The organism is Maridesulfovibrio sp. (assembly GCF_963676065.1).
GTDB lineage: Bacteria > Desulfobacterota > Desulfovibrionia > Desulfovibrionales > Desulfovibrionaceae > Maridesulfovibrio.
On sequence record NZ_OY780933.1, the window covers coordinates 1700305 to 1720011 of the forward strand.

20 protein-coding genes are annotated in these 19707 nt (G+C 48.9%); 13 read left to right on the forward strand and 7 right to left on the reverse strand.

Annotated features, from left to right (window positions below; translation table 11 throughout):
- Positions 1-38: 38 nt before the first annotated feature.
- From ACKU35_RS07650 to ACKU35_RS07660, 3 genes are all read right to left on the reverse strand, one after another.
- A complete protein-coding gene (locus ACKU35_RS07650) occupies positions 39-1262 on the reverse strand; it encodes an EAL domain-containing protein (protein ID WP_319764674.1) in 1224 nt (407 codons plus the stop codon).
- Positions 1263-1492: 230 nt separating this feature from the next.
- Entirely contained in the window at positions 1493-1822 is a 330-nt protein-coding gene (locus ACKU35_RS07655) for a P-II family nitrogen regulator (protein WP_319764676.1), read from the reverse strand.
- Positions 1823-1852: 30 nt separating this feature from the next.
- Positions 1853-3223 (reverse strand): ammonium transporter, encoded by a 1371-nt coding sequence (locus ACKU35_RS07660; protein WP_319764678.1) that lies wholly within the window; start codon positions 3221-3223, stop codon positions 1853-1855.
- Positions 3224-3776: 553 nt separating this feature from the next.
- Here ACKU35_RS07660 and ACKU35_RS07665 point away from each other — a divergent pair.
- From ACKU35_RS07665 to ACKU35_RS07725, 13 genes are all read left to right on the forward strand, one after another.
- Complete coding sequence (locus ACKU35_RS07665; RefSeq protein WP_319764680.1) at positions 3777-4574, forward strand: 2-amino-3,7-dideoxy-D-threo-hept-6-ulosonate synthase; 798 nt, start codon at positions 3777-3779, stop codon at positions 4572-4574.
- Positions 4575-4595: 21 nt separating this feature from the next.
- A complete protein-coding gene (locus ACKU35_RS07670; RefSeq protein WP_319764682.1) occupies positions 4596-5579 on the forward strand; it encodes a 3-dehydroquinate synthase II family protein in 984 nt (327 codons plus the stop codon).
- A gap of 7 nt (positions 5580-5586) precedes the next feature.
- Positions 5587-6690 carry a prephenate dehydratase gene (gene pheA / locus ACKU35_RS07675; protein ID WP_319764684.1) on the forward strand — a complete coding sequence of 368 codons (1104 nt, stop codon included), beginning with the start codon at positions 5587-5589 and terminating at the stop codon, positions 6688-6690.
- Between the two features lie 64 nt (positions 6691-6754).
- Positions 6755-8089, forward strand: coding sequence for a 3-phosphoshikimate 1-carboxyvinyltransferase (gene aroA / locus ACKU35_RS07680; protein WP_319764685.1), 1335 nt, complete (start codon positions 6755-6757; stop codon positions 8087-8089).
- Positions 8056-8868 carry a prephenate dehydrogenase/arogenate dehydrogenase family protein gene (locus ACKU35_RS07685; RefSeq protein WP_319764687.1) on the forward strand — a complete coding sequence of 271 codons (813 nt, stop codon included), beginning with the start codon at positions 8056-8058 and terminating at the stop codon, positions 8866-8868. The genes aroA and ACKU35_RS07685 overlap by 34 nt, the downstream gene beginning before the upstream one ends.
- Positions 8869-8977: 109 nt before the next feature.
- The gene (locus tag ACKU35_RS07690; protein WP_319764689.1) at positions 8978-10393 is read left to right on the forward strand and encodes an anthranilate synthase component I family protein; all 1416 of its coding nucleotides are present in this window, start codon (positions 8978-8980) and stop codon (positions 10391-10393) included.
- Positions 10374-10946: an aminodeoxychorismate/anthranilate synthase component II gene (locus tag ACKU35_RS07695; RefSeq protein WP_319764691.1), complete on the forward strand. Its 573-nt coding sequence runs from the start codon at positions 10374-10376 to the stop codon at positions 10944-10946. The genes ACKU35_RS07690 and ACKU35_RS07695 overlap by 20 nt, the downstream gene beginning before the upstream one ends.
- A 30-nt stretch (positions 10947-10976) precedes the next feature.
- Positions 10977-11966 (forward strand): anthranilate phosphoribosyltransferase, encoded by a 990-nt coding sequence (gene trpD / locus ACKU35_RS07700; protein ID WP_319764693.1) that lies wholly within the window; start codon positions 10977-10979, stop codon positions 11964-11966.
- A 3-nt stretch (positions 11967-11969) separates the two neighbouring features.
- On the forward strand, positions 11970-12749 hold the full coding sequence (locus ACKU35_RS07705) for an indole-3-glycerol-phosphate synthase (protein ID WP_319764695.1): 780 nt from the start codon (positions 11970-11972) through the stop codon (positions 12747-12749).
- The gene (locus ACKU35_RS07710; protein ID WP_319764697.1) at positions 12746-13360 is read left to right on the forward strand and encodes a phosphoribosylanthranilate isomerase; all 615 of its coding nucleotides are present in this window, start codon (positions 12746-12748) and stop codon (positions 13358-13360) included. The genes ACKU35_RS07705 and ACKU35_RS07710 overlap by 4 nt, the downstream gene beginning before the upstream one ends.
- A 128-nt stretch (positions 13361-13488) precedes the next feature.
- The gene (trpB, locus tag ACKU35_RS07715; RefSeq protein WP_319764699.1) at positions 13489-14667 is read left to right on the forward strand and encodes a tryptophan synthase subunit beta; all 1179 of its coding nucleotides are present in this window, start codon (positions 13489-13491) and stop codon (positions 14665-14667) included.
- Positions 14668-14679: 12 nt separating this feature from the next.
- On the forward strand, positions 14680-15447 hold the full coding sequence (trpA, locus tag ACKU35_RS07720) for a tryptophan synthase subunit alpha (protein ID WP_319764701.1): 768 nt from the start codon (positions 14680-14682) through the stop codon (positions 15445-15447).
- Between the two features lie 122 nt (positions 15448-15569).
- Positions 15570-16190, forward strand: a complete 621-nt coding sequence (locus ACKU35_RS07725) for a class I SAM-dependent methyltransferase (RefSeq protein ID WP_319764703.1) — start codon at positions 15570-15572, stop codon at positions 16188-16190.
- Between the two features lie 7 nt (positions 16191-16197).
- Here the strand turns inward: ACKU35_RS07725 and ACKU35_RS07730 are convergent, their stop codons facing one another.
- The 4 genes from ACKU35_RS07730 to ACKU35_RS07745 are packed head-to-tail and all read right to left on the reverse strand — an operon-like array spanning position 16198 to position 19607.
- Positions 16198-16623 (reverse strand): GNAT family N-acetyltransferase, encoded by a 426-nt coding sequence (locus ACKU35_RS07730; protein ID WP_319764705.1) that lies wholly within the window; start codon positions 16621-16623, stop codon positions 16198-16200.
- A gap of 7 nt (positions 16624-16630) precedes the next feature.
- Positions 16631-17500, reverse strand: a complete 870-nt coding sequence (locus ACKU35_RS07735; protein ID WP_319764707.1) for a hypothetical protein — start codon at positions 17498-17500, stop codon at positions 16631-16633.
- A gap of 29 nt (positions 17501-17529) precedes the next feature.
- Positions 17530-18906: a HAMP domain-containing sensor histidine kinase gene (locus ACKU35_RS07740; protein WP_319764709.1), complete on the reverse strand. Its 1377-nt coding sequence runs from the start codon at positions 18904-18906 to the stop codon at positions 17530-17532.
- Positions 18906-19607 (reverse strand): response regulator transcription factor, encoded by a 702-nt coding sequence (locus ACKU35_RS07745; RefSeq protein WP_319764710.1) that lies wholly within the window; start codon positions 19605-19607, stop codon positions 18906-18908. Before ACKU35_RS07745 ends, ACKU35_RS07740 begins: the two co-directional genes overlap by 1 nt.
- Positions 19608-19707: the final 100 nt, after the last annotated feature.

The window sequence follows — 19707 nt, forward strand, 5'->3', positions numbered from 1 at the left end:
GTGCAACAAACTTTATATTTTGTGCTATAGGTACAGGCTTATTCTGTGCTGATATCAATGCAGATTATTGGTGAACGCGGCGTGTCGTATAATTTTGTAGAAACAGTTACGCAATTGTTGCCTGAAGCAAGGGAAATGTACGGGGCAGTGGTGTGCCAATCATTACCTGATTTAATGGTCAGGTAATATTCTTTCAGGGAGTGATCGGCGCCAGCCGGGGCGGGCTGGTATATCAGACGCCTGTTTTCTTTAAGCTTATACGGGTTGCAGATCGTCTCTGAAATCTGGACTCCGTGCGTATCCAGAATATATGCACACTCTATTTCCTTGGTTTCAGCTATGAAGGTCGATAATGCCGAGTCGGAAGTGTCCGGAGTGCCGTCCATAAGGGCTTCTCGTAGTTTCCCAGCCATTCTTTTGTAGCTGTTTTCCATAATCTTCTGGCGGTTTAATTTTTCCAGAATATGGGTTTTGAAACGTGAAGCTAAAAATTTTATGGGAGTATTATCCGTCTTAACTGCAATGGCGGCAGGTAAGGGCTTGCTGAAAAAGAAACCCTGAAAAACATCAATACCCATTGCCATCAGTGTGAGGGCTTCTTCTACCGTTTCAATCCCTTCGGCAAGAGGCATACACCCCGTGCGCTCGGCAAGGCTTATAAGCGAGCGGGTTACTGCCTTGTTGTAAAACTGTTTATTGATACCGGTGATCAGTGAGCGGTCTATCTTGATTATGTCCGGCTCAAGGGATGGGATACGGTCCAGATTTGAATGACCGGTCCCCACGTCATCAAGAGCGATGAGGAAACCGCAATCGCGGGAATTGCCGACAAAAGAACTCAAAGCACAGTCACTTCCGGCCTTGGATTCAATTATTTCAAGAATGATATTGTTTGTCGGTATACCGCACTGGGTTACCATTTTTCTGGTTAACCCGTAACCAAAAGTCTTTTCATTGATGATACCCGCGTCAATATTTACGGATAAAAGTAGTGAACGGTCTCTTTTTGAAATCGGTGCGAATGTTTCGAAGGCTTTCTTGCGGCAGGCTCTATCCAGTAGGGTAAGGGTCTTCAAGTCTTCACACATGCCGAAGAGCATGAACGGGGGAATGGTTTCCCCGGTGTGGGGATTTATGGCTCTGGTCAAGGCCTCGAATCCTATGACTCCCTTACGGTTCATGGATATAAGCGGCTGCAGCACGGTGGTCAGGCAATCATTTTCAATGATTTCTGCAATTGAGAAGTCTGTAGTGATATTCATAAAAGCAGTCGCTTAGTTTAAAAAGGCTTTCGACACAATCAAATTCTTAAGAGCGCTTAGAGTATTTGTTTTTCAAAAAGCGGCCGAAAGGGTGGGAAGTCCCTTTCGGCCGTTGCGATCTGATGGAGGTGGTCATCAGACCGAGGGTGGTCGGGCTTAACTGCCGATGCTAAATCCGACCTGCTGTACACTAATTGGGGTTAGAGTGATATGTGGTTAACGTGTTGTGCTTAGAGTGATTCTTCGCCGGTCCTGATTCTGATGGTCCGGTTAAGGTCCTGTACAAAGATGACACCGTCACCTTCTTTGCCTGTCTGTGCACCGGTTTTGATAGCTTCCAGTGCTCCGTCTATTTTTTCGTCATCCAGACCGATTTCGATGCGGACTTTTTTGAGCAGGTTAACTTCCATTACTACGCCGCGATATGTTTCGGTGAATCCTGCTCCTCTACCGGAGCCGAGGATGTTGGTAACCGACATTGTGTAGATTCCCTTGGCGTATAGGGCCTGTTTTACTGGGGTGAGGCACTCGGGCCTGACATATGCGATGATGAGTTTCATTATATTATTCCTCTCTTGCTGGTGGTTCGATTATTCGTTGGAGAAGATCTGAAAGCCGTTGTAGGATTCCATGCCGTGTTCGCTGATGTCGAGACCTTTCATTTCTTCTTCAGCTGTTACCCTGATGCCCATTATAGCTTTGGCGAGGCTGAAAGCGAGGTAGCCCATTCCGAAAGCCCAGACAAAGCAGGCTACTACACCGATGAGCTGAGTTGTGAGGATTCCGAAACCGCCGCCGTAGAACAGGCCGCCTGTGCCGTCGTTGAGTGCGGGAGTGGTGAAGAGGCCACAAGCGATAGTTCCCCAGGCACCGCAGACACCGTGTACGGAAACCGCACCAACCGGGTCGTCAATTTTCAGCACTTTATCAATGAACTCGATGGAAAGAACTACCAGGATACCTGCGATAATACCGATGATGATTGAAGCTCCGGGAGTAACGGTTGCGCAGGGAGCGGTAATACCTACCAGACCAGCCAGAGCGCCGTTACAGGTCATGGAGATATCAGGCTTGCCGTATTTGAACCAGGAGGTGAACATTGCACCGAGGGTACCCGCACAAGCGGAGAGACTGGTTGTTACAGCGATGAGACCGATGGAGCCGTCAGCAGTGGTGGTGGAACCGGGGTTAAAACCGAACCAACCGAACCAGAGGATGAATACACCAAGTGATGCCAGCGGAATGTTGTGACCGGGGATAGCTTTGGCTTTACCGTCAGCAGTATATTTGCCGATACGGGGTCCGAGGATCATAGCGCCTGCAAGTGCGATCCAGCCACCAACGGAGTGAACAACAGTGGAGCCTGCGAAGTCCATGAATCCCAGACCTTCGAGCCAGCCTGCACCGGAATCGCCGAGCCAGAGAGAGCCCCATGCCCAGTGACCTGAGATAGGATAGATCAGACCGGTAACAATACAGGTAACGAGAAGATAACTGCTGAATTTGGTGCGCTCGGCGATACCACCGGATACGATGGTTGCAGCTGTTGCAGCAAATACAGACTGGAAGAACCAGAAAGTAATGGTCCACTGTGAGTCGGGGTCGGTAAGTCCGATTCCTGCAAGGGAAAATCCGCTTGTGCCGATGAAGCCACCTGCATCAAGACCGAACATGAGACCGAAGCCGATCAGAAAAAAGATGATTGAACCGGCTGCAAAGTCGAGAAAGTTTTTCATCAGGATGTTACCTGCACTTTTTGCGCGGGTAAATCCTGCTTCAACGCATGCAAAACCTGCCTGCATAAAAAATACAAGTATAGCGGCGAGAAGAGTCCAGAGAATGTTACCGTGAACCTGAGACATAGCCTCTTCAGCCGCGAAAGCCGCGGAAGGTGCTGCCAGGAGCATGAGCATTGCGAGGGCCGGAATTTTACGGCCTACCATTGAACGTTTAATAGTCATACAGTCCTCCTTAGGGGTGTTGATTGCTTCAAGGATGTTTTTCTTTAAGCATGGACCGTGCCAAAAATATAACACTCTGAAATTATTGCATTTTTTTATATTGTGATAAAAATATCGATTACAAAAATGTATTTTTGAACGTTTTTGTCGTATTTGAACATATGTGAAATTACAAAAAGGTAAACTTGCAAATATGTAGCATCCTCAAACAGAGATAAAAATGACAAACAGTGTTCATTAGATTAATGATGGTAAAAAAAACAATAAAGTTGTTGACAATTTTTTTAGGACCCGGTTACAAGAAAGCCATGCAGACTTTTAACACCCTAGGCACTGGCCTCTCATACTTTTTTTACTTTTTTTATTTTTGGTGCTCCCACGCTTGTGGTCGGGTGGAGGTTTGCTAGTACAAAAAGTAAAAAGAACATAGCAAACGACCTCTACGAAAGGGCCGCAGGCGAAGAATCGCCGGCGGCCCTTTTTTTTTAACTAGGGTCGCCAAAAAGGGAAGCGGATCTTGGAGAACTAGAGGCAAACTTCAGGAGAAATTAAAATGCAGATTGGTAAAAGCGTAAGAATGGAGCGGATAGTAAACCGCAATACAGGCCGGACAATTGTCGTTCCCATGGACCACGGTATCAGCGTCGGCCCTCTTAAAGGACTTCGCTCCATGCGCCGGGCAGTTAACGATATGGTCAAGGGCGGAGCCAATGCCGTGCTCATGCATAAGGGCCTCGTCCGCTGCTCCCATCGAGAAGAAGGCGGCGACGTTGGCCTTATTGTTCATCTCTCCGCATCCACCTGTCTCTCTCCTCTTCCCAATAAAAAAACTCTGGTCGGTACTGTTGAAGACGCTCTTCGTCTCGGTGCTGATGCCGTTTCCATGCATGTAAATCTCGGTGACGAGTCAGAATCGCAGATGCTTTCCGATCTTGGTAAAGTTGCTTCTTCAGCCACCAATTGGGGCGTTCCTGTGCTTGCGATGGTCTACGCCAGAGGTCCTAAAATCAAAGATGAATACGACCCGGAAGTTGTTGCTCACTGCGCCCGCGCCGGAGAAGAACTTGGTGCCGATATTGTAAAAGTACCTTACACCGGTAATATTGAAACTTTCAAAGATGTGGTCGAAGGCTGCTGTATTCCGGTTGTAATCGCCGGCGGTCCCAAGCTCGATTCCACCCGCGATTTCCTCCAGATGGTTGCAGACTCCATTGAAGCAGGCGGTGCCGGTCTTTCCGTCGGCCGCAATGTTTTCCAGCATGAAAACCGCGTTAAACTGGTTGAGGCTTTGCACATGATTGTCCACAATGATGAAACAGTTGATAATGCTCTCGCGCACATCGGCGAATAGCTGAAGCTCAGGAATACGAAAATGAAAAAAATTATTTTTAAAGCGATCCCTTTCGATAAAAAATTAGTCAGCCTCGCCCTTGAATCCGGGGTGGATGCGATCCTGACTTCCCCGGAAGACAAGGAAACCATCGAATCCCTTGGACGTATAAATGTCATCACCCACGATGATATGCCCTGCGTAGCCATCAACGAAAAAGCCGATGAAGCCGTTGCTGTTGACCTTGACAAAAAAGGCAAAGACGTCTGCCTTGCGGCCGGATGGGAAATTATTCCAGTTGAAAATCTGCTTGCCCAGATTGATTCCCTCGCTCTTGAGGCCGAATCACTGGAGCGTGCAAGGCTGGCTGCCAGTGTTATGGAACGTGGTGCGGATTCAATCGTCGTCACTCCTGAAGGAGCTGCCGATCTCAAGCAGATAGTTGCAGAACTGAAACTTTCGCAGGGTAAAATGGATTTACAGAAAGCAACCGTAACCGGAATCGAATCCGCCGGACTTGCCCATCGGGTATGTGTGGATACCACCTCCAAGCTCAAAAAAGGGCAGGGCATCCTGACCGGTAATTCTTCCGCATTCACCTTTCTGGTACATGCGGAGACAGAATCCAATCCTTATGTCGCTGCGCGTCCTTTCCGGGTTAATGCCGGGGCCGTGCATGCTTATGCCATTCAGCCCGGTGATAAGACCACTTATCTTGAAGAGCTCCGTTCCGGTTCCGAGGTGTTGGTTGTCGATAAAGAAGGCAATACTTCCGTAGCAGTTGTCGGACGCAGCAAGCTTGAGGTCCGCCCCATGCTGCTTATAACTGCCGAGGTGGAAACTTCCGAAGGTCCCGTTTCCGGTAAGGTCTTTCTCCAGAATGCTGAAACCATAAGAGTCGTCAATGGTGACGGTGAACCTGTGAGTGTAGTAACACTTCAGGTCGGCGATCAGGTTCTTTGCCGTATTGATGAAGCCGGCCGTCATTTCGGAATGCGCATCAAAGAAGAGATTTCAGAGGATTAATAATAAAATGTCACAGTCCAGCAAAAAAAATCTTGGCGACCTTAGGGTTGAAATTGATTCCTTAGATAGTGAAATACTTGATCTTCTAAACAAGCGTGCCGCCGCATCCCTCGCTGTCGGCGCCATCAAGGCCGGATCATCCGATCAGATTTTCAAGCCTTTCCGTGAACAGGAAGTTCTGTGCGGCCTTACAGGTCGCAACCCCGGGCCGCTTCCCGCCGAACATCTCGAAGCCATTTATCGTGAAATAATTTCTTCCTCCCGCAGGCTGCAACGGCCTGAACGAGTGGTCTATCTAGGCCCCGAAGGGACATTCTCATATTTTGCAGGACTACAGCACATGGGACGTCAGGCCGATCTGCTCCCAAAAAACAATTTTGAAGATATTTTTGTGGCCGTTTCCAAGGGCGAGGCCGATTTAGGCATCATCCCCCTTGAAAATTCGCTCAAGGGAACGGTCGGGCAGAACGTTGATCTCTTTATGCGTTACCCCGTCTTTATTCAGGCCGAACTGTATCATCGCATCAGTCACGGGCTTATGACCAAGGGTGCCGATATAAGCGAGATCAAGACTGTTTATTCACACTCCAAGGCACTTGAGCAATGCACCGGCTGGCTGCGGGCCAATATGCCCGGTGCAGAGCTCGTGTCTGTGGAGTCCACAGCAAAGGCAGCCCAGATGGTAGCCGAAAGTGAAGGTCCCGTTGCCGCAGTAGGGCACGTGAAGCTTGCAAATTTGTTCGGTCTGCACGTTGCCGCAGAAGCAATTGAGGATCTGCCGGACAACTGGACCCGTTTTCTGATCATAGGACCAAAACCCGGCCAGGAAGATAAGCGCGATAAAACATCGCTCCTTTTCACCACCCCGGACCGCCCCGGTGCGCTGGTGGAAGTCCTGAATGAGCTTTCCGGTCATGACATCAATATGACGAAGCTTGAGTCGAGGCCCGCACTTGGCGAAAAATGGAAGTATATGTTTTTTGTCGACCTGCAGGGAGACCTCGGAGCCGAAGAGCATGAATCGCTCATTGAAGATCTTAAAAACCGCTGCCTGACTTTTAAGATTCTGGGGTGTTACCCGGCAGGCGCACAGGACGGCGGTTTGATTTAATAGGGATTCGTCGCTTTCATTATTGAAATAAATTTTAAAGACTGAGTGTCAGGATATATATAAAATGACTTCTGAAAACGTAATAATCGTAAAAGCTCCTTCGTCCAAATCGCTTTCTCACCGGGCGTTGATTGCAGGGGCATTGTCTGAAGGTACTACTGTGGTACTTGATCCTCTGGACAGTAACGATATCAACCGGACAATGGATTGTCTGGATACTATGGGCGCCCGGTTTAATATTGACGGCACTGCAACCACTGTGATCGGAATGAGCGGTGGCCCCAAGGGCGGCGTCAAGGAACCTGCTGTTCTGGAAATGCGTGATTCCGGCACCACCTGCCGATTGATCACCGCTCTCGCCGGAGCGGGCAATGGTCTTTTCCGGGTACAGGGAACTCCACGCATGCACGACCGTCCCATCGGAGCTTTGACCAGCGCGCTGGAATCGCAGGGCACTAAAGTCACTTTTTCCGATAAGCCGGGATACCCTCCGGTAACCCTCGAGGCTCACGGCTTTAAGGGCCGGGAAATAGATATTTCGATTGAGGAATCCAGCCAGTATATTTCCGGCCTGCTGCTCGGCGCGCCACTTGCGGACGATACAACAATCATAAATGTTATCGGAAAAAAAGCTGTTTCATGGCCTTATGTGGCTTTGACCCTGAATGTGATGGAAGATTTCCGGATCAAGTTTGAGGTCCAGCTTAAAGCAAATGGTGAATGGAAAAAGACTGACTGGAGGAAAGTGGAAAAGGTTGTGCCCGGTGAAATCCGTTTCGTGGTTCATCCTTCCAGATTTGAACGCGATGAGTACCGGGTGGAAGGTGACTGGTCCAATGCTTCATATTTTCTTGCTGCCGGGGCCGTAGGTAACAATCCTGTGAAGATTGAAGGAATGTCCGTAAATTCCCTTCAAGGCGACATGGCTATCATGTATATCCTCAAGTCCATGGGGGCTAAGATTGAGAGTGACGGACACAGCGTAACCGTGTATCCTTCCAAACTACACGGTGTGGAAGTGGATATGAGCAAATGTCCTGATCTGGTACCCACCGTCGCTGTTGCCGCCGCATTCGCGGACAGCCCGACTACCATCACCAATGTTGCCCACCTGCGCATCAAGGAATGTGACCGCTTAGAGGCGAGCGCAGCCGAGATCATGCGTGCCGGCGGAAAGGCCGAAATCACCGATGATTCCATCACCATTATTCCGGCGCCGCTAAAAAAGGGTGAACGCATTGTATTCAAGACTTATGATGATCATCGTCTTGCCATGTGTACCGCTATTTTTGCCATGGCCGGTATTGAATCCATTCCTGAAGAACCGGGATGTGTAGCTAAATCTTTCCCCGGTTTCTGGAGTGAATGGGAAAAAGTAAAAAAAGGAAACGGTTGTTAGCCATGGGGTGCGATTTTGAAAAAATTCACAGTGTAGCCATCGTCGGCTCCCGTGGACAGATGGGCGGCTTTCTCGCGCTCACTGCCGAAAGGGCCGGGCTGATGGTCTACCGCTTTGATACGCCCCTTGATGAGGAGAAGATGGCCCGCCGTCTCCCGGATACCGATCTGGTTATCCTGTGCATTCCGGTAACGGTTATGGACGAGGTTCTTCCTGTCGTCATTCCGCATATGAGGAAAGGGGCTATCCTTTCTGATGTAGGTTCGGTCAAGGGCCGTCCTATTGAGCAGATGCTGCGGTCCTACGATGGTCCGGTAGTTGGAACACATCCCCTGTTCGGACCGGTTATTCCCACTGACTTCGATCCCACAGTGGCTCTTGTAGCCAAACGTGAGGAAGACCGTCCGGCTCTGTTTGCGGTGAAGGATTTTTTCGAACGCCTAAGTTTCGGTGCCTTTGAATCTTCCATTGAAGAACACGATAAGGCTATGGCCATGATTCAGGCCCTGAACTTCAGCTCCACAATCGCTTTTCTGGCTTGTTCCCGGGAAATACCCAACATTAAAAAATTCGTAACTCCATCTTTCAGACGCAGACTCGAATCCGCGCGTAAGATGGTAACTCAGGACAGCGATCTCTTCAGCACTATTACCGATGCAAATCAGTACAGTCAGGAAGCGACTCGTCTGTTCCGTTCTTTTCTCTCCCTCGCAGCCGCAGGTGATATGGATCTGCTCGCAGACCGTGCTTCTTGGTGGTGGCGTGACAACAATACCTAGGGAGAAGTGCATCTGAAAATTAAAAGACCGCGTTCTCCCGGAACGCGGTCTTTTTTTTTATAAAATTGGTTTAGGCGGATATAATAAAAGGATAAAACGGAGAATGAACATGAAAATTGAACTTACCCAGTATGGCAAATGGTTGCCTGCTGACACGCAGACCCCGATCAGCCTGTACCTGGGGCTGGTGGGCGAAGCACCGGGGATTCTACTGGAAAGTGCCGAAGTTGACGGCAGACTCGGACGTTACAGCCTTATCGCATGGGATTTCAGACTGAAACTTTCGCCCATGAACGGTAAGCTTTCCGTTGAATGTGCGGATTCCCGTCTGGCCGGGCTGGCAAGTTATTCGGGCATGGATTTTCTGGATGGAATGCGTGCAGTCATGAAGGCTCTGCATTTAAAAGCGCAGCCGGAAGTGGGCGAATTGCCGGCGCTGACCCGCGGGCTCTACGGAACACTCGGCTACGGCATAGCCGGAATGCTCGAACCCAAACTTAAAGATAAGCTTCCTGCTGACGATGCTGAAGTCAGACTGGCCCTGCCCGGACGGGTGGTGCTCTTCGATCACCTCAAACATAGCTGTTGTTTCCTTTCCCTTGATAAGGATGACGCTCCGGAATTCACCCCGCCTGTTTTCGGCGCCGAGTGCGAACCCACCAAGGTTGGCGATCCTGTTGCAGTGCCCGGTAAGGAAAAATATATGGAAGGAGTCAATAAGGTTAAAGATCTTATTGCGGAAGGTGAGTGCATTCAGGTTGTCCTTTCGACCCGTTTCTCCGCTCCTTTCAGCGGAAATTCTTTTGATTTGTACCGCAGGCTCCGTCAGGCAAACCCTTCACCGTTCATGTTTTACATGAAGTTCAGCCGCGAAGAAATCCTGCTCGGTTCTTCACCTGAAATGATGGCTCGCTGCGAACGCGGAAGGCTGGAAGTAAGACCCATCGCCGGAACCCGCCCGAGAGGCAAGGATGCTGCAGGGGATCGCAAGTTCGCTGAAGAGCTGCTGGCTGATCCCAAGGAAATTGCCGAACACGTTATGCTGGTCGATCTCGGCCGCAACGACCTTGGCCGTATCGCCAAGCCCGGAAGTGTGAGTGTGGAGAAGTTCAAGCAGATTGAATATTTCAGCCACGTCATGCACATCACTTCCTACGTAGAAGCAGATTTACGTGACGATCATGATGCCATTGATGTGCTTCAGGCCACCTTCCCGGCGGGAACTCTTTCCGGTGCCCCTAAAATACGGGCCATGGAAATCATTTCCGAAATCGAGGAAGTTCCCCGCGGACCTTACGGCGGCTGCATCGGTTTTATCGGGCTGGATAAGGATACCGTAAACCTTGATACCGGTATCACCATCCGCTCCATGTGGATCCGTGACGGCAAGTGCCATTGGCAGGCCGGGGCCGGAATTGTTTATGATTCCGATCCTGAAATGGAATGGAAGGAATGCAACAACAAGGCAAGAGTACTCAAGGAAATTCTTCAGTCGGAGGGCGGTGATGTTTTTACTCGTGGATAATTTTGATTCGTTTACCTTCAATCTGGTGCAGGCTTTCCAGCAGTTGGGAGCTGATCCGCTGGTATTGCGTAATGACCGTGAGGAAATCCTCGAACTGGCCGAATCCGGTAAACTGGAACGGGTCTGCCTGTCTCCCGGACCGAGCAATCCTGAAAATGCCGGGCTTTCTCTTGAATTCCTATCCCGGCTGCCCAAGGAAGTCCCGGTACTGGGAGTATGTCTCGGACACCAGACTTTAGGCCATTTTGCAGGGGCATCAGTAGTTCGTGCCGGACGCATCATGCATGGCAAAACTTCAGACATTTACCATAAAAATGACGGCATCTTCAGCGGACTGGATAATCCTTTCAACGTCTGTCGTTATCATTCACTTGTTGTTAATGTGGACGAAGCCCCGGACATGCTGGAGCTGACCGCGTGGACTGATCAGGATGAAGTAATGGGCTTACGCTACAAAGACCGTCCATGGACGGGATTGCAGTTTCACCCGGAATCTATTTTGACCCCGGACGGACCGAAGCTCTTAAAGAACTTTTTGGACGGAAATATTTAACTCTATCATTATATATAGAAGGAAATAAAAATGTCACAGATTATAAGCGAATCCCTGACCGCTCTTTCTTCCGGTCAGGACCTGACCACAGAACAGGCCGATGCTGTATTCGAGGAACTTTTTTCCGGTGAAATGACCAATGCTCAAGCTGGAGCGCTGCTCATGGGGTTGCGCTGCAAGGGCGAGAAAGCGGTTGAGATTGCCGCCGGTGTACGAGCAGCTTTGCGTGAAGCAAAGTTAATCAAAGGTATCAATAGCCCGTGTATCGATACCTGCGGTACCGGGGGAGACGGTACCAATAGCTTCAACTGTTCCACGGCGGTAGCTCTTTTCCTTGCGGATATGGGGTATCTGGTTACCAAACACGGCAACAGGGCGGTTTCATCTTCCTGTGGTTCCGCTGATGTTCTGGAAGATATGGGTGTGTCACTGGGAACAAACGCAAATGAGGCCCGTGATGTGCTTCTGCGCGATAAATTTGTGTTCCTGTTTGCCCCGAATTACCACCCGGCCTTTGGAAAAATAGCTCCAATCCGTAAGGAATTGGGAATTCCGACTCTTTTTAACCTCATGGGCCCACTCCTGAACCCTGCTCGTCCCACTCATCAGATTCTCGGTGTCGGCAGACCGGAAATCCTGCGTTTGATGGCTGAGGTGCTGGTGTTGACCAATGTTGAGAAGGCTTATGTAGTCCACGGTGCCTGCAATTTTGACGAGCTGACTCCCTTTGGCGTGAATGAGGCTTTTCTGGTGGAAAATGGTGAGCTGACCGAAGTTAAAATCGATCCGGCTGATTACGGATTTGCCTTGTCAAAGCCTGAAGATGTAGCTGTTAATGATCGGGAAGAGGCTCTGTCGACTATTCGCAAGGTGCTTTCCGGAAAAGCTCCGCAGGCCATGCTCGATATGGTGGCGTTGAATCTTGGTGCGGCGCTCTCCATTCTGGATGGTATCTCTTTGAGCGAAGGCATGGAAAAAGCCAAAGCCAAAGTAGCTAAGGGTGTGGATAAGGAATACTAGGCCATGCTTGAAAAATTTAGAATAGCGAAACAGGCCGAGCTGGATATGCTGCAACGGATGCAGGCCGAAGGAAAAAGTTTTACTCCCTATGCGGGGGAACGTTCATCTTTTGCCGATGCAATCCGTCGTGATAAAAACGGTCTGAAAGTCATTGCGGAGTACAAGCGCGCTTCCCCGTCAAAGGGAGATATCAATCTCGGGCTATGCGCTGCGGATGTCGCCGGGATGTATGCTGCCGGAGGAGCTTCGGCTATTTCAGTGCTTACCGAGGAGCAGTACTTTAAGGGTAATCTCAGCTATCTTGATGAGATAAAATCCAGTGGACTTCCCATGCTGCGTAAGGATTTTCTGACCGATCTGCTACAGATCGAACAGACCGTGGCAACCCCAGCTTCGGCGCTGCTGGTGATTGTCCGAATGTTTAAGGATGACGGTTATCTTAAGGAAATGATAGAAAGGACGCATGCAGCTGGACTTGCTGCGGTTGTTGAGGCTTTCGATGAAACCGATCTTGTACGGGCCAAGAAGGCCGGTGCCGAGATTATTCAGATCAATAACCGTGATCTTGATACCCTAGGTATCGACATGAATCGTTCTGTCGAATCAATCAGGCAGAAAGATGAAGGCGAAATCTGGATCTGCGCAAGCGGGATCAGCGAGCCGGAAGACTGTGCCCGAATGAACGAACTTGGTTACGATACTGTACTTGTCGGCACTTCCATTATGTCCAGCCCGGACCCGCAGGCCAAGCTCGCATCGCTGGTTGCCGGGGGCAGGTCATGAGTATGCTGGTCAAGGTTTGCGGCATGACTTCCAAACATGATGTGTCCATGTGCGCGGAGCAGGGTGCGGATTTTCTGGGATTCATCTTCCATCCTTCCAGTCCACGTAATGTGGATACTGATTTTGCCCGGTCCGTTAAACCTGACCGTGCTAAAAAAGTAGGTGTATTCGTAAAGCAGAGCGCAGCGGAAGTAATCGAAATTCTGAAAAACGGCGCGCTTGATTTTGCTCAGCTGCACGGCGGACAGAACGAGGAGTTCTGTGAGGCTGTTGGCAAAGAGCAGGTAATTAAAGTGCTCTGGCCTCAGAAATATGAATCCGTAAAAGAGTTTCAGGCAGATATTGACCGTTTTGCTCCTCATTGCGCATACATGCTTTTTGATGCCGGTAAGTCCGGCGGCGGACATGGCATGTCCATGGAATTTGAGGTTTTTAAAAAAGTGACCATTCCGGTTCCATGGCTTTTGGCGGGTGGCCTCTCCGCCGATAATCTACAAGAGGCCTTAAGCATAGCTAAACCAAGCGGGGTTGACCTGAATTCCGGTGTGGAATCAGAACCCGGCAAGAAAGATAAGATGAAACTGGCTGCGGCTTTTGCAGCCATTAATTAAAAACAATTTGCCAGACAAGGCGGCGAAGCCCTACTAAAAGTTTTTGAAGAGTCCAGAGAAATTTTTCCCCAAAAGTTTCTTTGGCCCCCTGAGGGCTGCCGGAGGCATATAAAAATAAGGAAAAGATCATGAAACGAGGATATTTTGGAGATTACGGCGGACAGTTTGTACCTGAACTGCTTATGCCGCCGCTGCTTGAGCTGGAAGAGGCCATGGAAAAGATCATGAAGTCCGCTGAATTTCAGCAGGAATTCACCCGTCTGCTGACTGATTTCGTCGGTCGTCCCACAGCGCTCACCCATTGCGCGAATATTTCCCGCGAACTGGGCTTTAACCTATGGCTTAAGCGTGAAGACCTCGCCCACACCGGCGCTCACAAAGTTAACAACACCGTCGGTCAGGCTTTGCTGACCAAGATGATGGGCAAGCCTATGCTTCTGGCTGAAACCGGGGCCGGTCAGCATGGCGTTGCCACCGCTACCGCCGCGGCTCTGCTTGATCTTGACTGTGAAATTTACATGGGCGCTCTGGATGTAAAACGTCAGTCTCACAATGTGCGCCGCATGGAACTTCTGGGTGCCAAGTGTGTTCCTGTTGAGTCCGGTACCCAGACTTTGAAAGACGCCATCAATGCCGCCCTGCGGAAATGGATCGCTGACCAGCGTACAACTCATTACTGCTTCGGTACTGCCGCGGGCCCGCATCCTTTCCCGCTTCTGGTTCGTGAATTTCAAGCCATCATCGGCCGCGAAGCCAAAGCCCAGTTCAAAGAAAAAACAGGTGAACTTCCTTATATGGTAGTTGCCTGCGTTGGTGGCGGTTCCAACGCCATCGGAATGTTTCATGAATTCGTACAGGAAGAATCTGTCAAGATAGTCGGTGTTGAAGCTGCGGGAACCGGTGAACCCGGCTGTACCAACTCCGCGCCGATCAATCTGGGGACTCCCGGCGTGCTGCACGGTATGAATACCCTGCTGCTCCAGACCGAGGAAGGACAGATTCTGCCTTCCCATTCAATCGCACCCGGCCTTGATTACCCCGGCGTAGGACCGGAACACGTGCATCTGCATGCTTCCGGCCGCGCTACCTACGGCTCTGTCAATGACCATCAGGCCTTGAATGCATTCCAGATGCTTTGCCGCAGGGAAGGAATTCTGCCGGCTCTTGAAAGTTCACACGCTGTTGCATGGGTGCTGGAGAATCGTGACTCCATCCCCAAAGATGCCAACGTAATAGTCAACTTGTCCGGTCGCGGCGACAAGGACATGGGCATTCTGGAAGACTACCTCGCCGAGCATGGAAAATAAGGGGATATTAAAATGAGTATTACCAAACTTGCAGATAAAATTAATGAGGCCAAAGCTCAGGGACGTATAGGACTGATTCCTTTTCTGCCCGGTGGATATCCTAATCGAGATCAGTTCTGGAAAGAAATTCTGGAACTTGATGAGCACGGCGCGGACATAATCGAGATCGGCATGCCTTTTTCCGATCCTGTGGCAGACGGACCTGTAGTCGAGGCCGCATCTCTGAAATGTCTTGCTGACGGAATTAATCTGAGATGGATTCTGTCCGGTCTTTCTGAAAATCGCGCAAAGATCAATGCCGGGGTGCTGCTTATGGGGTATTACAACCCGGTGTTGCAGTACGGACTGGAAGATTTTGCCAAGGATGCCTGCGCGGCCGGGGTAAACGGACTTATCATCGCTGACCTGCCTTATGAGGAAGGCGTGGAATTTCGTGATCTGCTCGCCAAGTACGACATAGCGCTTATCCCGCTGGTCGGCCTGAATACCGAGCCTGAGCGCATGGCCCTTTATTCCAAGGGTGGCAACGGTTTTTGTTATTATGTATCAGTACTTGGAACTACGGGAGGAACGGCTTCATTGCCTGAAGAAATCAAGGAAGGTCTTGCCAAGGCACAGGAAGTTTTTGATATTCCGGTGGCTCTCGGTTTCGGCCTTAAAGAGCCAGCTCAGCTCAAGGAGCTTGAAGGGCTGGTCGATGCTGCTGTTTTCGGCTCCGCGCTGATCAAGCACATTGACTCCGGCAAAAGTTCTGCTGAATTTATGAAAGTCTGGAAGTAAGATTTGTCTTCGGCGTCCAGAGGAAACCCTTTTGCAAAAGGGTTTCCTCTGGACCTCTTTCCCAAAAACTTATGAAAGGACTTCGTTACGTTATTGGTGAAGCCTGCTGTTCAGGAGAAATTATGAATCAAGATGAATTTACTCGTAAGGCAAAGAAATGGGATAGCAACCCGGAACGCAAACGTATTGCAGATAATTTTGCCGCTGCAGTGGAAAAGGCGGTTGATTTTACGGAAAAAAGTGAAGTCCTTGATTTTGGCTGCGGAACGGGACTGGTCGGCCTGCGTTTCGGCAAAAGAGTTAAGACTCTCTATGCACTTGATACATCCGCAGCCATGCTGGATATGCTTAATGCAAAATTAGCGGATGAAGATTTCGGCAATGTCGTGGTGATTCCGGTGGCTCTTCATGAAGCTGTATTGAGGAATGATTCGCTCGATGCAATCTTCACATCCATGGCTATGCACCATGTTGAGAACCTGCCGGAAGTGCTGGAGCAGATGCGAAAATTATTAAAGAAGGACGGCAAGCTGGTTATCGGGGAACTTCTGCCGGAGGACGGCAGTTTTCACGGTGATAATGTTGTGCCTTATAATGGGTTTGAACCGGAATATTTAGCTGAAATGGTTACCAATGCCGGATTTTATGCCGTGGAGCATCAGAATCTGGGCATCTACAATAAGCCTGATAAAGAAGGCGTTGTCCGCCAGTACGGGACATTTGTTTTGATTGGACGGAAGTAGGGCTATCTTAGCCTTTCAAATAGCCCCGCTCAATCATTCCGGCCTCGTCCTGAAAGCAGCCCATGGCTGTGAGCATTGGTATGAAACCCATTTTTTTGTAGAATCCTTCCTTACCCGGCACCGCATAGAGTATGGTGCTTACTGACCCGAGCCTTTCCATCATGGCGGTCATCATTTTTTTGCCGAGTCCGATTGATTGGTATTCCGGGAGAATACAGAGGTCGTAGATTGCGGCTTGGAATTCACCGTCGCTGATCGCCCGGGCAAAGCCGATGAATTTATTACCATCTTTGGCAAAGCAGAGCAGTTCGCTGTTTGCGGCAGCTCGGGACAGTTTTTCAGGATCGCGGGTTCCTAAAGGTGCTTTTTCAAAAATTTCAGCTATCTTTTCCCAATCGATATTTTCCGGTTTAAAGCTCAGAGTAATGTTCATTATGTGCTCAATTATTTTGGGGTTTTTCCGGCCAGATAATTTTCCAGTCCCTGACCCGATCATTAATTATGTTGGCCTGATGCAAAGCGCGGTACAATGTTCCGTTGTTACGCATTATCTGCAGCCCTTTCTCAAGAGCTTCGTATATCTTTTTTCCTCTTTTCCTCTTTTTTGAAATCATGAAGTGCCTGCTGTATGGAAACTTTATTTTGACTCCTTTTACCAGTTGAAGACCGCAGGTGTTCAAGTAGCTGCTGTTAATATCCTTGGGGAATTCAAGTATGGTGTAGTCCGCTCTTTTACGGGCAAGCATCTCAAAAATGAGGGGGTAAGTGGGGGCTGTCTGGATTATTTTATTGCCCATTCTGCGAAGTGTCTTCCTGTCTAATTCCCATGACATTCCGACTATGGGAACATGTTGAATCAGATCGCTGAGATTTGGAGTTTTTTTAAGTAATTCTGAATAATCACATGCGTATATCCCTTTTTCAAATTCTCCCTTGCTTATGAATGGAGAGGTTTTATACACGGTGTTGTCAAACTGGTCTTCCCACATGTCTGTTGCGAGAATATGGACTTTTCCTTTCTTGAGTTCGGAAATGCAGCGGGTGTAATTGGGGTAGGGAATAAACTCAAATTTTGCATTCATTCCTCCAAGACTTAAAGCCTGCTGCATTATGATCAGCGCTATTGCCGGGCGGCTGGCGTGTGGGGAACTATAGTCATGTATTTCAAGAGGATTACCGCCTTTTTCACTAACCATTTTGTCGTATGTCTCTTTGTTCAGCTCAATTCCTGCAACATAAATGGGCGGCTCCGCGCGCAAAGATGCCGGGCAGAGCAGAATCGCGAATAATATATATATGAAAATTTTCATATTTCGTTCCTCATGGTACGAGGCTTATACTATTTAGAAGATAATGTAACTATTAACTTAAATCCCTTATTGCAGTTTTTCGCACTTATTTCACCATCGTGGATGCGGACGATTTTTTTTGCGGCGGCAAGTCCAAGTCCTGAGCCGGGTATTTCCTGCGCCTTCAGTCTATGAAAAGGATTGAAAATTTCTTCCAGATCATCTTCCTGAAGTGGAATATGGGTGTTTGTTACCTCTATTTTAACGGTTTCTTTTACTCTAAACAGGTGCACTGAGATTGTGCCGCCCTGATCAGTATACTTAAAGGCGTTTCCCAGAATATTATCCATAACTATTCTTATTCCGTTGCGATTGCAGCCGGAAAGCTTGATATCCGTAAGTTCGGTTTCCAGTTTCAGATTGTTGCGCTCAGCAATATATTTATACTGTTCCAGCAGTTCGTTTAAAAGTCCTTTCATGTCGACAGTTTCTTCAAGGGCCGGAGGCTTGTGCAAGTCCAGCTTGGAAAATTTGATAATCCTGCCGATCAGATCATCCATATGGGTTATTTCCGCCTGCATGCCGTTTACAAACACATCGCACCCGGATGTGTTACCCTGCTCGATGCGTTCTTTAAGCATTTCAAGGGATATACGCATTCTCGCCAGAGGGCTGCGTAGTTCGTGCGAGACATTGGCTGTTAATTCCCGGCTGGACTTAACCATTTTTTCCAGTCCTTCAGCCATATGGTTGAACGCTTTACCCAGTTCAGCCACTTCGTCTTTACCCTTTATTTCAACTCTTTGTTTAAGATCCCCTTTACCCATTCTGGAAGCAGAGGCGGTAAGTTTTTTTAGCGGACGCACCACCCTTCTCGATACCGGTATAAGGAAGAGGGCGGCAATAATCGTTAAAACCGCCTGCGCTCTAAGAAACCAGCTTTCTTCATTGAATTTGGGTAGGGAATGATAAAGATGATAGGTAAACGGGTAGCCCTGCGGGAGTTTGCCCGTATAAACTCCGTAAATGCTTTTCATGCTGTCATCGCGTTTTTTATAGACGTAAATCCCTTTGCTCGATTTCGCGCTGTTACCTTCTGTAAATTCGGTCATGTCCGGAACTTTTGTGGAGGATGAAGCAATAATTTCACCATACGGGCCGGTTATCCATATGTGTGCCTCTAAAGATCCGCTCAGGTTTTTAAGCAGGGGAGTGATTATCTTTCGTTCTGTTTCCGGTGAAGTGTGGACGTCACCCAGTTCCATTTCCACAAGGTTTTTTACAGTTAAAACCTGACGTTCCATGTGGTGCACGAGCGGGCTTTTGTCCCACGACATATGCAGCAGGACGTAAATTATCAGTTCGGAAACAACAAGAACCAGCAGAAAGGAGAGAAAAATTTTTAGATAGGTACGACTTATTTTCATTATTCGCTCACAAACATATATCCGGTTCCCCAGACGGTTTTTATGCGGGATTCGTGTTTCGGATATGGCTTGAAGAGCACGCGAAGTTTGCTGATATGTACATCAATGCTGCGGTCGAATGCATTGAAATCCTTACCCCATACCGAGGTCATCAAGTCATCGCGAGTCATTGGTTTTCCAGCGTTTTCCATTAATGATTTAAGTAGCTTGAACTCAGTTGATGATAATTCTACGGATTCGCCGTCGATTTCTAGTTTCTGATGGGCCAAATGCAGGATGAGTCCGGCTACTTTGATTTGTCCGGAATTGAGCTTTGCAGTCAGTCGCGGTTCCTGTGTACGGCGCAGAACCGCTTTTATGCGGGCCAGCAGTTCACGGGGATTGAAAGGCTTGGAAATATAATCGTCCGCGCCGAGTTCAAGGCCGACAATCCGGTCGGTGTCTTCCCCTTTCGCGGTCAGCATGATTACTGGGACACTGGAGTGCGGACGCAGTTCTCGCAGAACTTCAAGACCGTCTTTGCCGGGCATCATTATGTCCAGAATTACTATTCCCGGTGATTCATTTTTTACTTTTTCAATCAGTCCGTCGCCGGAGGAGAGGGTCAGGACTTCGTACCCGTATCCTTCAAGGTACTGGGTGAGCAACTCTCTCAGCTTAGCATCGTCATCCACTATGAGTACGGGGTATTGTTGTTCCATTTTTATATTTTACCTGCCTCTGACTTCTTGCGGAAGGGGTGGGGATATATTTTTACATTTGTTTACAACTTTTAGCATCAGCTCAAAACAATTTACTCAC